A 12,565-nucleotide genomic window follows, 5' to 3' on the forward strand; every position below is an offset into this window, starting at 1 on the left:
ATATGCACAAAAGCGGCATCTATTTTTTGTGGGAATCGTTCCGTTTTTGTGAAATCCGCGATATCTTGTACCCAGTATACCAAATTTCCAGCGGATGTAAACACCTTTTTTCGATGCTTTTATGGACTTTTGATGAATTTTCTGTTATAATAACAGAAAACGATGCGCGGGCTTTCTGCCCCTGTTTGTGAGGAATACGGCATGACGACCATTTCGAAGCAATCATACAAACAAAATTACACCGACAACGTGGAGCTCTCCATCTTCAACTGCGGGCACGAGTACTGCCAGCCCGGTCATACCTGGGGTCCCGGTGTGCGCGACCATTATCTGATTCATCTGGTGGTGGCCGGCAAAGGAATCTATCAGGTCGGCGGCGCGGCATTCAGTCTGCAGGAAGGCGACCTGTTCCTCGCCAAGCCCAACCAGCTCATCACCTATGCCGCCGATGAAACCGATCCCTGGGAATACTACTGGGTCGGTTTCAACGGCGCCTGTGCCAACCGGCTGGTCCAGCAGACGCCATTCACCGACGCCCATCCGGTCCATCACTGCAAGGACCCGCAGAGCACCCGGGAAGCGCTGTACAACATTTACCTGGCCCGCGGTCCTGAGCCTCAGTGTGAGGCCCTGATGACCGGATACCTCTACCTGTTCATGGCACAGCTCATGAAAGAGGCCCGGGAGTCCATGCCGAGCACCACTTCCTCGAGCAGCCAGTATGTCCTGTCCGCCATCAAATATATCCAGTTCAACTACTCGCACGACATCTCGGTGGACGACATTGCCAAGGCCGTCGGAGTCAGCCGGAGTCATCTGTACCGTGTCTTCATGTCCAACGTAGGCCAGAGCCCCATTGATTATCTGACAGGCTACCGCATCAGCGAAGCTTGTTCCCTGCTGAAAAACACCGGGCTCTCCATTGCCGAGATCGCCGTTTCGGTGGGATTTTTCGATCAGTTCTATTTTTCCCGTGTATTCAAAAAGGTCAAGGGTGTCCCGCCGAGCAAGTATCTGGCCGCCCTTGAAAAAGATCCGCAGCTCTGACGGCAGTTGTTTTGCCGCCGCACACCATTGATTTGACGGAGTTTTTATGTCACTGACCAAAAACCAGATTCTTCCCCTGACCATTGAAAGTTTATCCAGCGACGGCAACGGCGTGGCCCATGCAGACGGCCAGGCCGTTTTTGTGCCGGGCACCGCACCGGGCGATGAGATTGACTGCCGCATTGTCAAGGTTCTGAAGACCTACGCCTTCGGGCGGTGCGAGCGTCTGCGCAAGGCCGGGCCGGACCGCATTGCGCCGGACTGTCCGGTGTTTGCCCCCTGCGGCGGATGTGCGCTGCGTCATCTGGAATATGAAGCCGAATGCCAGGCCAAAACCGGTTTTGTGCAGGATGCTTTTTCCCGCATCGGTGGGTTCGACACCCGGGTTCTGCCGCTTCTGGCCGCGCCGTCGGCGGATCGGTACCGCAACAAGGTACAGCTTCCGATCGGGCGCGATGATGCCGGGCATCTGGTATCGGGATTCTATGCCGGGCGGAGTCATCGCATCATTCCCTGCCCGGACTGCCGCCTGCAGCCGGAATGGATGAATGCGCTGGCTGCCCGGGCCTGCACCCTGATGGAACAGTATGGGATTACGCCCTACGAGGAGGAGTCCCACACCGGTCTGGTACGGCATCTGTATCTGCGCCAGGGTTGGCACAGCGGGCAGCGGCTTCTCTGTTTTGTCCTCAACGGTAGCCGGATGCCCCACGAGGCAGAGCTTTGCCGCACCCTGCAGCAGGAATTTTCGCTGACCACCGTACTGGTCAACCGCAACACCGCCCGCACCAATGTGATTCTGGGCAAAGAAACCCGTACTGTTCTGGGTCCCGGCGTCATTGAGGATACACTGGCCGGTGTTCCGCTCCGGATGGGAATTCATGAATTTTATCAGGTCAACACCCCTGCCGCCGAAGTCCTGTATGCCAAGGCCCGGGAGTTTGCGGCGCTGAAACCCGATGATTTTCTGCTGGATTTGTACTGCGGCATGGGCACCATCGGGCTGTCGATGAAGGCGGATTGCCGTCGTCTGGTCGGCGTGGAGGTGGTCCCGCAGGCCGTGGAGGAGGCCAAAGCCACGGCGGCCCGGCTGGGGCTTTCCGCCGAGCAGGCCGATTTCGTCTGCATGGACGCCGGCGCCGCCGCAGCGCGGCTGGCGGCGCGTGGGGAGCACCCCGATGTGATTGTGGTGGACCCGCCACGAAAAGGGTGCGATGCGCCGACCCTGCAGGCCATTCTGCAGATGGCCCCCCGCACCCTTGTGATGGTCAGCTGCAACGCGGCAACCGCTGCGCGTGACACCCGCATTCTCTGCGATGCCGGGTATCAGCTCCGCCAGATCCAGCCGGTCGACCTTTTCCCGCGGACCAAGCATGTGGAGACGGTGGTACTTTTGTCCAAAGATCGTTGAGCCCGCCAGATGCATCGGGAAACGTCGTGCACGGTGATCCGGGATTGCATGGCGGAAGATGCGGTCGAATTCTACGGGATTCTAGGCAGAGAGGAAGCCAAGCAATGTCTGCATCGGCCGGGCACAGATTGGTTTCATACATCCAGACCGGATGTGCACGAGAGGGGCCGGATCTGCAACCACGGCTTGTCCATGCCCAGGAATTCTGGCAGGCGGCGGGCTGCGCGCTGAGACAGAGAGATCTTCACAGGATCTTTGGTGAAACGATGGATGCCGTGAGGCGGCATTGAGAAAGCCGGGCACGCAGAAGGAATCCGACGCCGTCGGGTCCACAATCTTCACGGCAGCCGGGTGGTCAGGTTGCGGAGGATGGGAGCAAACAAGGATGAGAGAGCCTTATCAGATTCTGGCCATTCCCTATCGGATGGTTGACGGTTCCGCGAGATACTGTGTGTTTCACCGTTCCGACGCCGATCAGTGGCAGTTTATTTCCGGAGGCGGAGAGGACGGCGAAACGCCGTTGGAAGCAGCCAAAAGAGAAGTTCTTGAGGAGAGCGGTGTACAGTCTGATGACTGGGTAGTACTGAAAAGCCTGTCCTTCCTCCCCGCTGCTGCAATCTGTGAAACATGCCGGCAGCACTGGGACAGGGACATCCTTGTGATTCCCGAATACACCTTTGGCTTTGCGTGCCGGGAGGAAATCCATCTGTCGAACGAGCATACCGAATGCATCTGGCTGCCCTATGAGCAGGCCAGCGAAAAACTCCGGTGGGATTCCAACCGTACCGCCCTTTACGAGCTGAACTGTCGGCTGAAGATCGGTCGGGAGGTCTGAGTGTTTCCACAGCAGCAGTCCCCGGACAGCTGCTGATTCTTTTGACATACGGAGAACCGCTTCATGAAAGCAAGAAACCTGCAAAACGATTCCTATGAGCTCTGGTTCCGTCCTGAGGAGCTGTATCAATATCAGTTTTCCTTTGCCGGAAAGGATTTTTCTCTGTTTCAGGTCATCAAGGAGTTTGCCTTCGATTTTGAACAGGCTCCCCGCCAGGAAATTCTGCCGGGCATCTGGCTCACCGATCTGAACGGCAGATTCCGGCCGTTTTCGCTGCTGCATTCCCCCGTGGATCTTCTGATGCCCCGAATCCGGGGATACCGGTTCCGCCTGGAGATTCACAACCGGCGCAATGCGTATGCCTTTCCGTCGGTCGTAACCTTTACAAAACCGGTTCCCGACCCGGTTCCGCGGCCCGGGACGGCGGGCAAGGTCCTGCTGGACCCCGCCCTTGTCGCCTGTTCCGATACGATGGGCAGCGGGCCGAGCAGATGTGCCGTCTGGAACTGTTTTGCACGGCTGGGATTGTATGACATGTTTTCGTATTCCTATTCGATGTTCTCGCTGGGAGAACTGATTGAGAATGTGACAAAGCATCACCGGCTGCTCTGGTTGTGTGAAAAGCAGGACAACTGCCGGGAACTGCTGGAAAAATTCCGGACCGGCCGCTATGACACCACCGATGAGGAGGCGCCGATCCGTCTTTCCTACGCGGCCGGTGCTTACCATGTGAGCGACGGCAAACACCGGCTCTGCGTCGCCAGAAGGTTTCAGATTGCCCGTGTTCCCGTTTTCCTGACGGTTAGAGAAGTCTCCGATCCGACCCGGCGTGACGAAACGCCGGTGTCGGTTCCATCCCGCCATTCGACGCCCTGCAAGCCGATTCTTGAGGCGTACCGGAAGATTCTCCGCACCGTTCCGCTCACCGAGGAACAGGGGCAGTATCTGCTGAAAACCCCGCTCGAGGACCTGGATCTGGTCGGCTATCTGGAATCGGTATTTGGCAAGCCGTTCGAGCAGATGCCCGAGCTCTGGTCCTGACGGCATCGTAGTATACAAACAGCCCCCGGCGGATACAATCCGCCGGGGGCTGTTTTCCTTGCATGGATCAGGCGAGCAGGACGCCTTCCACACGCTTCATCAGCTTGTTGGTCTGTTTGGTGACAAGGCCGACGCAGATGGCGGCGGCAATGGTGCCTTCCCGGACGCCGTCGAGGTGTCCGAGGAAGAGGAAGGATAGCACAATGGAGATGCAAACCAGCGTCACGTCAAAGATCACCTTCATATTGCTGAACTTGATCGGGGCCACCTTGCAGATGGCCAGGACAATGCCCTCCCCTGCCGTGGTGACGAGGCCGGCGGAGACTTCCACACTGACGCCCAGCGCCACCAGGAAAATGCCGATCAGGCAGAGGACCCACTGTTCCAGGTAATTGCTGTAAGAGATGCCCGCAATGACCGTTTCCGCCACATCAATCATGACGCCGAACAGAATCGCGGCCGGGAATTGCAGCAGCTGGAACCAGTCATACTGTCTGCGCAGTATTCCAATCTGGATCAGCACAAAGAGAAAATTCATAATGATCGTCGTGGTGCCCACCGTCAGTCCCGAGATGGCGGATGTCACATACGGCGCGCTGGAAATCGGCGACGTTCCGAGCGCTGCCTTGATGGAAAACGCCACACCGGTGGCCATGATTGTCAGACCCAGGCACAGGAGGATCACCCTTGTGGCCAGATGGTTCCTTGTCCGTTGTTCAGATACCTTCATCTTTGCTCCTTCTTTCACACAATACCCTTGCAGAGACACCAGAAGGCTGTGCCGGTCTTCCCCCTGCAGGGATAAAAGGAAGACAATAAGAAAAAGCCGGACAAAGGATGACCGCCTGCGCGTTCCTTTCTCCAGCTCATCATTTCCGGCAAATGATTCGCTTCTGATGTTTCTATTATATCTTAGGTCTTTTTGAAAAAGATGTCAAGGTCAGGGCATCGTACGCCCTTCCAATCCCGGGGTTTGGGCCGGACGGGCATTGAAAGCCGGGCAGTGGCATGGTACAATAAAGGTGGTTTTTGCCCTTTTCCCATGGGTTGTCCCGGGTTTTGTTCAGATTCTGTTCGGAAGTCGTTCACGAATTAACCACAAATCCATGACATAATAGGAAAATAAAAGAAAAAGGACGGCGTAATCATATGAGAGCTTGGTTTCAACGTTTTATGTCCGGGCGGTACGGCAGCGATTCCCTGGGCAATTTTCTTTGCATTGTTGCCCTGGTCTGCCTCATTCTGGGCTTCTTTGTGGGCATCTTCTATTATATCGGTCTTGCCCTGCTGATCTACACCTATTTCCGGATTCTCAGCCGCAACATCCAGAAGCGCTATGCCGAAAACCAGGCATTCCTGCGCGGGACGGCCGGTCTGCGCGCCAAATTCGGCATCATGCAGCAGCGTTTTGCGCTGCGCAAGACCTACCGTTACTTCAGCTGCCCGCATTGCCGGCAACAGATCCGTGTACCCAAGGGCCGCGGGCGGATTTCCATCACCTGCCCCAAATGTGGAACGCAGTTTGTGAAAAAGAGCTGACCTGCACAGAAAGGTTGACGCCGCGTGTTCGGATATGTTACCATCTATCGAAAGGATCTTGACGAAGCCGCAATGGACTGCTATCAGGCATACTATTGCGGGCTTTGCCGTGCCCTGAAGCGGAAGTTCGGAACGGCCGCCCAGATGGCGCTGAGCTACGACATGACGTTTGCCGCTCTGCTGCTGAGTGCGCTGTATGATCCTCCGACCCAGATATCCCAGGGGCGCTGCACGCCGCACCCCTTCAGGACGCGGCCGCGGGCGACCAATGAGTTCATTGACTATGCCGCCGACATGACCGTCGTCCTGGCCTATTACAATGATCTGGATGACTGGCAGGACGACCACAAGCGTGGGAGTCTGTTTCTGGCACAGCGGCTGGAAGCCTTTCTGCCCGAGATCCGTGCCCGGTGGCCCCGGCAATGCGAGGCAATCCGGCAGCATCTGGACGCCCTGAACCGACTGGAAAGCACCGGCTGCACCGATCTGGATGCTCTGTGCGGGCAGTTCGGCGCGCTGCTGGGTGCGATTTTCTGTTACCAAGAAGATTTCTGGTCACCGGCGCTGGATCGCATCGGGCGCGGCCTGGGCGGGTTCATCTATCTGATGGACGCCTACGACGACCTGAAAAAGGATGCGCGCCGCGGAACCTTCAACGCTCTAGCCGACACGGCCGCCCGCTTTGCGGACGATGCGCCGGGGTTTGAACAGCATTGCCACGATCTGCTGACACAACAGATGGGCATCTGTGCCCAGAATTTTGAATTGCTGCCGATTCTGAAAGATACCCCCGAGGGGCAGCTGCTGCACAACACCGTGTATGCCGGGGTATGGTGCAAGTACGCGCTGGTCAAGGCCACGCGCTCGACACCGAATAAGAGGAAGGGGAAGCAAGACGAATGAACGATCCGTACAGTGTACTTGGCATTTCGCAGGGGGCCGATGAGGAAACTATCAAGAAGGCTTACCGGCAGAAATGCAAGCAGTATCATCCCGACCTGCATCCCGATGACCCCACCTGCGAGGATAAGTTCAAGGAGGTCCAGGCCGCTTATAGCGAGATCATGCGCCAGCGCTCGGGCGGCGGCGCGCAGGGCGGCGCCGGGCGTCAGGCCGGCGGAACGGCTTCCGGCCGGTATAGCAGCCAGAGCGGGTACGGTCAGCAATACCAGGACCCCTTCGGGTTTGGGTTTGATCCCTTCGGGTTCGGCTTCGGCGGCTACACCAACGCGGGCAGCAGCTACGGCCGGCAGGAGTCCCCTGAGATGCAGGCCGCCAACAACTATATCCGCAACGGCTACTACACCGAGGCCCTCAACGTGCTCAACGGCATTCCCGCTTCGGACCGCAATGCACGCTGGCATTACTATGCGGCGCTGGCCAACTCGGGACTGGGCAACAACATCCGCGCCCAGTCCGAGGCACGCACCGCCGTGGACATGGAGCCCGGCAACTATGAATACCAGAATCTGCTGGACCGGCTGCAGAATCCCGGCCGCACCTACTCCAGCTATCAGCAGGCATACACCCAGCCCGGCAGCCGCCAGCATGGCGCGAATGTCTGTCTGCAGGCCTGGCTGTATCTGATGCTGCTGAATCTGTGCAGCATCTGCTGCTGTGGCCGCGGCGGCTTCTTCTGCTGCTGAAATTTTCTGCTTGTCTTACCCGTTCGGGCGGACCGTTCATCGGTCCGCCCGTTGTTTTTTGCCGGCAGACAGAAAAAGCGCCCCGGAGACCCTTTCAAGGGGTCCGGGGCGCTGATTCCTGTTTTGCTTGGAAAGGCAGGTAATACCGGGATTACACCTGGTAATCCACAGTCAGATACTCGCTGGTGACGGGCTTGGTGGCGTCGTCAGAGCTGTTGTCCACCGTGATCACGCCGGTGCGGATCTTCTCGAGGACGGTGTTGTAGTCGTCCACGGTGAAGGTGGTGAAGTTCCAGCTTTCCTCAGCGGTGGGCAGGCCGACATAGTCGCCTTCCTGCAGGCCGAAGTTGCCGTTGGTGCCGGCGATGGTGCTCCACTCGCCCGCAGCGATGGTGGCAAGGCTGTTCTTGACGGCCGTGCCCAGGCCCTTCATGGCGGAGGTCACGAACGGGTTGGCGGAGAAGGAACCTTCCTCAACGCCTTCGACGCCCAGGTAGTTCTGGTCAACGTCGACGCCGATGACCTTGGCGCCGTGCTTGTCGGCAGCTTCCGCAGCGGACGTCCAGATGCCGCCGCCGCAGGCGAAGACAACTTCGGTGCCGCCGTCATACCAGCCGTCCATCTTGGCGGTGATCTTCTCGTCGCCGTAGAACTGGCCGCCGTAGTAGTAGTTCATCTGAACGTTGACGCCCATCTCCTGAGCAGCGGCGTCAGCGCCCTGAACAAAGCCGTAGCCGTAACGGATGACAGCGGGAACTGCCTGACCGCCGAGGAAGCCCAGCTTGGTGAAGCCGTCCTTCACAGCGGCATAACCGGCCAGATAGCCGGCCTGCTCTTCCTTGAAGGTGACGCAGAAGACATTGGAGGGGATCTCATCCAGACCGATGTCACCGGCGGTGATGTCGATGCCGATGAAGTGCACATCGGGATATTCGGTCGCAGCCCAAGCCAGCGCATTGCCGTACAGATAGCCGACACAGACGATCGTGTTGGCGCCCTCGTTGACAGCCTGACGGACCAGCGTCTCGCGGTCCTCGTCGGAGGCATCTTCACCGGAGGGCAGGTAGTAGTTGTACTCGATGCCGTTCTCGTCGCCGAAAGCCTTCACGGCTTCCCAGCAGCCCTGGTTGAAGCTCTCGTCATCCAGCGTGCCGACGTCGCAGCACTGCGCAATGCCGGTGATCGCGCCGGAACCCGCGTTTTCTGCGGTGGCATTCCCTTCGGCATCACTGACGGCCTCGGTGGAAGCAGCCGCGGAGCCGGTGGAAGACGCTCCGGAGCCACTGTTTCCGCAGGCGGCCAGAGACAGTGCCATGCAGGCAGCCATGGTCAGAGCAAGAAACTTTTTCATGGTATATTCTCCTTATTATTTGGGGTGGAATCCGCCCCTGCGCCAAGCCGCAGAACCGACTTCCGCCATTTTCGGGAAACAGCTCTTCCGTTTCCCCACAGTACTTTTATTATATATGCTGAGCCGCTTTTTTTCAAGGAAAAGCCTGCCAAAAAGCCATTACAAAAGCATGACAAAACGCCCCGTTTTCGCAGTTGCAAAAGCGGGGCGTTCTGAGAATAAGATGAGGGGCAATCCCTCAGACATTTTGCTGATCCACCGTGATGTTGTGGGTCTGCGGAAGCATATCCACATCGGAGAAACGCTCCACCTTGACGGCGCCGGTGGCGAGTTTCTGGTAGATGTCCTGATATTCCGAAATGGAGAAGTTCTCGAACCGCCAGTTCTGCAGCGGAAGCTCGACGGCACCTTCGGTGGCGCCGATCCGCTCGGTGGCGCCGGCCTTGGTCTGGTTCCAGCCGCCCGTCGTGAAGAAGTCATAGAGCTGCTCCTGCACAACGCCGTTGAAGCATTTGACCGCCGAGGTCACAACGCACTCGTCCAGGCCGGTCTGGTCCCAGTCGCTTCCGATCACCTGGCGCTGGCTCTGTCTGGCGGCTTCGATACAGCTTTCCAGCAGATCGCCGCCCGCCGTCATCACCAGCTGGAATCCTTCGTCATACCAGCCCTTGACGTGGTTGGTCACATCGTCGTTGCTCTCGTTCAGGCTGCTGTACCAGATGCGGATGTAGCCCTGGATGCCAAGGTCCTCGGCCGCCGCCTCGGCGCCCTGGACAAAGCCTGTGGCGTACCGCACCACACCGGGCAGCGGCTCGCCGCCCAGGAACGCCATGCTGGTGTTGCCCTCCCGCACGGCCGCATAGCCGGCCAGGAATCCGGCCTGCTCCTCCTCAAACAGCACACAGTGCACGTTGCTGCCTGAGCGGTAGTTGGTGTAATCCTCGGAGTGGGGCTCATCGTCCAGACAGAGATAGCTCACATCGGGATAACTGTCCTGCACCGTATACAGGGCCGCGGCCATCTCGCCGCCGTAGCAGACCACGAGGCGGGCACCGCTCTCCGACGCACTGCGCAGCGCATCGGCGGCAGCGTTCACATCATCCCCCTGTGCCACAAACTGCTGGGAGGTATAGTTGAAATTGCCGCAGAAGGTTTCAATGCCCTTCCACACCATGGCACCCGCACCGGATTCCGTCCCGGACGGGCCGACGGCCAGCGCAACGATCGCCCCGCCGCCGTCCAGCGGCGTGTCCACATCCTCGGGATGCAGTTCAAACGCGCTGTCATCGGTCAGGGTGGCATCGGTCTGTCCGGACAGGGCTGCATCGTCCTGCGCACATCCGCACAGCGAGAGCAGGAATGCCAGGCCGAGCAGCAGTGCCAGAACCCGGCGCAGAGGTTTGATTTTGAAAGAACGGGGATACGACATGAGCAGGCAAATCTCCTTTATTCAGGGGTAATTTCCAGATTTTTGGGGCCGAAGCCATAGGGAAGCAGGTTGCCGAGGGTGGTTTCCAGATAATCCTCTTCGCTCTTGGCCATCAGCACGCGCAGCGCCGGGCCGGTGAACTCGAACAGCGCCTGGCGGCAGACCCCGCAGGGGCCCGTGACCAGGGTGTTCTGTTTGTTTTCCAGGCTCCCCACAATCGCAATGGCCGTGAACTCCCTCACGCCCTCGCTGACCGCCTTGAACAGCGCGGTGCGCTCGGCGCAGTTGGTGGGCGTATAGCCGGCATTCTCAATATTGCAGCCGGTAAAGATCCGTCCGTCCGCCGCAAGAAGCGCCGCCCCTACCTTGAAATGCGAGTACGGGGCATAGGCAAACTCCCGGGCACGGAACGCCGCACGGATCAGTTCGGCATCCGTCACAGTCTGCATCACAGTTTCGCCCCCAGTGCCACCTTCATCATCGCAGTGAAACTGGTCTGGCGCTGTTCCGCCGTCGTGATCTCCGGCGAGACAAAGCTGTCCGAGATGGTCAGCAGGCAGGCGGCATTCTTGCCCAGGACCTTGGCATTGTGGAACAGCGCAAAGCTCTCCATCTCCACGGCCAGGCAGCCCTTCTCGTCCCGCAGACGCTCCCAGTAGGCCGGGGATTCATCGCTGGGTTCCCGGTAAAAGACATCGGCGGAATGGATGATGCCTTCAATCAGCGGGATGTTCTGTTCCGCGGCAGAGGCACGCAGCGCCTCGTTGAGGGTTTTGCTGGGCAGCTGGATGTCCGCCGTGTCGCCGGACTGGGTCACGGCATAATTGCTTTCGCTGTATGCACCGGTGGCCAGCAGCACATCGAACAGCTTGGCTTTGGGGGTATAGGACCCCGCCGAGCCGATGCGGATGATGTTCTCCACCCCATACTGGGTATAGAGTTCATAGGAATAGATGCCGATGGACGGCATGCCCATGCCGCTGCCCATCACACTGACGGGGCGGCCCTGATAGGTGCCGGTGTATCCCAGCATGCCGCGCACGTCGGTGACAAGGCGCGGAGATTCCAGGAAAGTTTCGGCAATGAACCGGGCCCGCAGCGGGTCACCGGGCATGAGGACGGTCTTGGCAAAATCGCCGTTGGCGGCACGGTTGTGAGGGGTCGGCATAGGTACACACTCCTTTTGGTCGTCCGCCCCGCAGGCACCGGAACGCATCGGTTCCGCAGCGGGGCGGGAATCTTGTATTTAGTATACCACATTTTTCCGTTTTGTGGTAAACTGAATGGGAAAAGTCCGTTTTTTTCACAGAAGTTTTGGATTTGGAGGTTTCCGCTCATGCAGCTTCCCGAACATTGCCAGATGTGTCCCCGACGGTGCGGTGCCAACCGTGCTGCCGGCCGTACCGGATTGTGCGGCGCAGGCGATACCCTTTACGCGGCGCGCGCTGCCCTGCATCACTGGGAAGAGCCCTGTTTGAGCGGCGACCCGCAGGATGCCGCCGGCAGCGGAACGGTGTTTTTCACCGGCTGCACACTGCGGTGCTGTTACTGCCAGAATTATCCGATCAGCCAGGAAGGGCTCGGCAAGGCCATCAGCGTCGGGCGGCTGACGGAAATTTTTCTCGAGCTGCAGGCCAATGGTGCACACAATCTCAACCTCGTCACGGCAACGCAATGGCTGCCCTGGGTGACCGAGGCGCTGGACCGGGCACGCGCGGAAGGGTTTTCGCTGCCGGTTGTCTACAACACCGGGGGTTACGAAACGCCGGAGACGGTCCGGCAGCTCGAAGGCTATGTGGACATCTGGCTGACTGACTACAAATACGCCTCCCCCGAACTGGCGGCAGAACTGTCCGGTGCGCCGGACTACCCGGAAGTGGCAGACCGGGCGCTGCGGCAGATGCTTGCGCAGACCGGTGAACCGGTTTTTGCGGGGGACTTCCTGCAGAAGGGTGTGATCGTGCGGCATCTGGCCCTGCCGGGGCATACCGCGGACAGTCTGGCCGTTCTGCAGAAACTCTCCGACATCCGGCACGAGACCGGTATTCCCTTCCTGACAAGTCTGATGAGCCAGTTCACCCCCTTTTACAAGGCGGCCGAGCATGGGCTGGGGCGGCGCATCACGACCTATGAATACCGCAAGGTTGTGGATGCGGCTATCAACCTGGGGCTGACCGACGGGTACATGCAGGAAAAGAGCAGCGCCCGGGAGGAATACACCCCGCCCTTTGATCTGGAAGGGATCTGACGTTTTGGAAGGAGACTG

General features: G+C 58.9%; 13 protein-coding genes. 8 read left to right on the forward strand and 5 right to left on the reverse strand.

The genetic code is table 11. The features are described from left to right. Window positions 1–201 precede the first annotated feature (201 nt). From U0L91_RS09075 to U0L91_RS09090, 4 genes are all read left to right on the forward strand, one after another. Window positions 202–1,047 (forward strand): AraC family transcriptional regulator, encoded by an 846-nt coding sequence (locus U0L91_RS09075; protein ID WP_330046250.1) that lies wholly within the window; start codon window positions 202–204, stop codon window positions 1,045–1,047. Between the two features lie 46 nt (window positions 1,048–1,093). Continuing rightward, complete coding sequence (gene rlmD, locus U0L91_RS09080; RefSeq protein ID WP_330046252.1) at window positions 1,094–2,458, forward strand: 23S rRNA (uracil(1939)-C(5))-methyltransferase RlmD; 1,365 nt, start codon at window positions 1,094–1,096, stop codon at window positions 2,456–2,458. A gap of 385 nt (window positions 2,459–2,843) precedes the next feature. Further along, complete coding sequence (locus U0L91_RS09085; protein WP_330046254.1) at window positions 2,844–3,293, forward strand: NUDIX hydrolase; 450 nt, start codon at window positions 2,844–2,846, stop codon at window positions 3,291–3,293. A 63-nt stretch (window positions 3,294–3,356) separates the two neighbouring features. After that, window positions 3,357–4,334 carry a hypothetical protein gene (locus tag U0L91_RS09090; RefSeq protein WP_330046256.1) on the forward strand — a complete coding sequence of 326 codons (978 nt, stop codon included), beginning with the start codon at window positions 3,357–3,359 and terminating at the stop codon, window positions 4,332–4,334. 67 nt (window positions 4,335–4,401) lie between these two features. On the opposite strand, the gene U0L91_RS09095 is transcribed toward U0L91_RS09090, so the two are convergent. After that, on the reverse strand, window positions 4,402–5,064 hold the full coding sequence (locus U0L91_RS09095; RefSeq protein WP_330046258.1) for a YczE/YyaS/YitT family protein: 663 nt from the start codon (window positions 5,062–5,064) through the stop codon (window positions 4,402–4,404). A gap of 419 nt (window positions 5,065–5,483) precedes the next feature. On the opposite strand from U0L91_RS09095, the gene U0L91_RS09100 reads away from it, so the two are divergent. From U0L91_RS09100 to U0L91_RS09110, 3 genes are read left to right on the forward strand one after another with little or no spacing between them, the layout of a single operon-like run. Next, window positions 5,484–5,873, forward strand: coding sequence for a zinc ribbon domain-containing protein (locus U0L91_RS09100; RefSeq protein WP_330046260.1), 390 nt, complete (start codon window positions 5,484–5,486; stop codon window positions 5,871–5,873). Window positions 5,874–5,897: 24 nt separating this feature from the next. Then, window positions 5,898–6,776 carry a DUF5685 family protein gene (locus U0L91_RS09105; protein ID WP_330046262.1) on the forward strand — a complete coding sequence of 293 codons (879 nt, stop codon included), beginning with the start codon at window positions 5,898–5,900 and terminating at the stop codon, window positions 6,774–6,776. Continuing rightward, window positions 6,773–7,519, forward strand: a complete 747-nt coding sequence (locus tag U0L91_RS09110) for a J domain-containing protein (RefSeq protein ID WP_330046263.1) — start codon at window positions 6,773–6,775, stop codon at window positions 7,517–7,519. The genes U0L91_RS09105 and U0L91_RS09110 overlap by 4 nt, the downstream gene beginning before the upstream one ends. Before the next feature lie 151 nt (window positions 7,520–7,670). On the opposite strand, the gene U0L91_RS09115 is transcribed toward U0L91_RS09110, so the two are convergent. From U0L91_RS09115 to deoD, 4 genes are all read right to left on the reverse strand, one after another. After that, window positions 7,671–8,870, reverse strand: coding sequence for a BMP family lipoprotein (locus U0L91_RS09115; protein WP_330046265.1), 1,200 nt, complete (start codon window positions 8,868–8,870; stop codon window positions 7,671–7,673). 238 nt (window positions 8,871–9,108) lie between these two features. After that, on the reverse strand, window positions 9,109–10,299 hold the full coding sequence (locus U0L91_RS09120; RefSeq protein WP_330046267.1) for a BMP family lipoprotein: 1,191 nt from the start codon (window positions 10,297–10,299) through the stop codon (window positions 9,109–9,111). 17 nt (window positions 10,300–10,316) lie between these two features. Beyond that, complete coding sequence (locus U0L91_RS09125; protein ID WP_330046269.1) at window positions 10,317–10,748, reverse strand: cytidine deaminase; 432 nt, start codon at window positions 10,746–10,748, stop codon at window positions 10,317–10,319. Continuing rightward, window positions 10,748–11,467 carry a purine-nucleoside phosphorylase gene (deoD, locus tag U0L91_RS09130; RefSeq protein WP_330046271.1) on the reverse strand — a complete coding sequence of 240 codons (720 nt, stop codon included), beginning with the start codon at window positions 11,465–11,467 and terminating at the stop codon, window positions 10,748–10,750. Before deoD ends, U0L91_RS09125 begins: the two co-directional genes overlap by 1 nt. A 168-nt stretch (window positions 11,468–11,635) precedes the next feature. On the opposite strand from deoD, the gene U0L91_RS09135 reads away from it, so the two are divergent. Next, window positions 11,636–12,547, forward strand: a complete 912-nt coding sequence (locus U0L91_RS09135) for a radical SAM protein (protein WP_330046272.1) — start codon at window positions 11,636–11,638, stop codon at window positions 12,545–12,547. The last annotated feature ends 18 nt before the right edge of the window (window positions 12,548–12,565 follow it).

The sequence above is a fragment of the Gemmiger sp. genome, from assembly GCF_036306485.1.
In the GTDB taxonomy this organism is placed as follows: domain Bacteria; phylum Bacillota; class Clostridia; order Oscillospirales; family Ruminococcaceae; genus Gemmiger.

Coding starts and splice junctions, on each gene's coding strand:
- U0L91_RS09075 (WP_330046250.1), top strand. CDS start 202: ATGACGACCATTTCGAAGCAATCATACAAACAAAATTACACCGACAAC.
- rlmD (WP_330046252.1), top strand. CDS start 1,094: ATGTCACTGACCAAAAACCAGATTCTTCCCCTGACCATTGAAAGTTTA.
- U0L91_RS09085 (WP_330046254.1), top strand. CDS start 2,844: ATGAGAGAGCCTTATCAGATTCTGGCCATTCCCTATCGGATGGTTGAC.
- U0L91_RS09090 (WP_330046256.1), top strand. CDS start 3,357: ATGAAAGCAAGAAACCTGCAAAACGATTCCTATGAGCTCTGGTTCCGT.
- U0L91_RS09095 (WP_330046258.1), bottom strand. CDS start 5,064: ATGAAGGTATCTGAACAACGGACAAGGAACCATCTGGCCACAAGGGTG.
- U0L91_RS09100 (WP_330046260.1), top strand. CDS start 5,484: ATGAGAGCTTGGTTTCAACGTTTTATGTCCGGGCGGTACGGCAGCGAT.
- U0L91_RS09110 (WP_330046263.1), top strand. CDS start 6,773: ATGAACGATCCGTACAGTGTACTTGGCATTTCGCAGGGGGCCGATGAG.
- U0L91_RS09115 (WP_330046265.1), bottom strand. CDS start 8,870: ATGAAAAAGTTTCTTGCTCTGACCATGGCTGCCTGCATGGCACTGTCT.
- U0L91_RS09120 (WP_330046267.1), bottom strand. CDS start 10,299: ATGTCGTATCCCCGTTCTTTCAAAATCAAACCTCTGCGCCGGGTTCTG.
- U0L91_RS09125 (WP_330046269.1), bottom strand. CDS start 10,748: ATGCAGACTGTGACGGATGCCGAACTGATCCGTGCGGCGTTCCGTGCC.
- deoD (WP_330046271.1), bottom strand. CDS start 11,467: ATGCCGACCCCTCACAACCGTGCCGCCAACGGCGATTTTGCCAAGACC.
- U0L91_RS09135 (WP_330046272.1), top strand. CDS start 11,636: ATGCAGCTTCCCGAACATTGCCAGATGTGTCCCCGACGGTGCGGTGCC.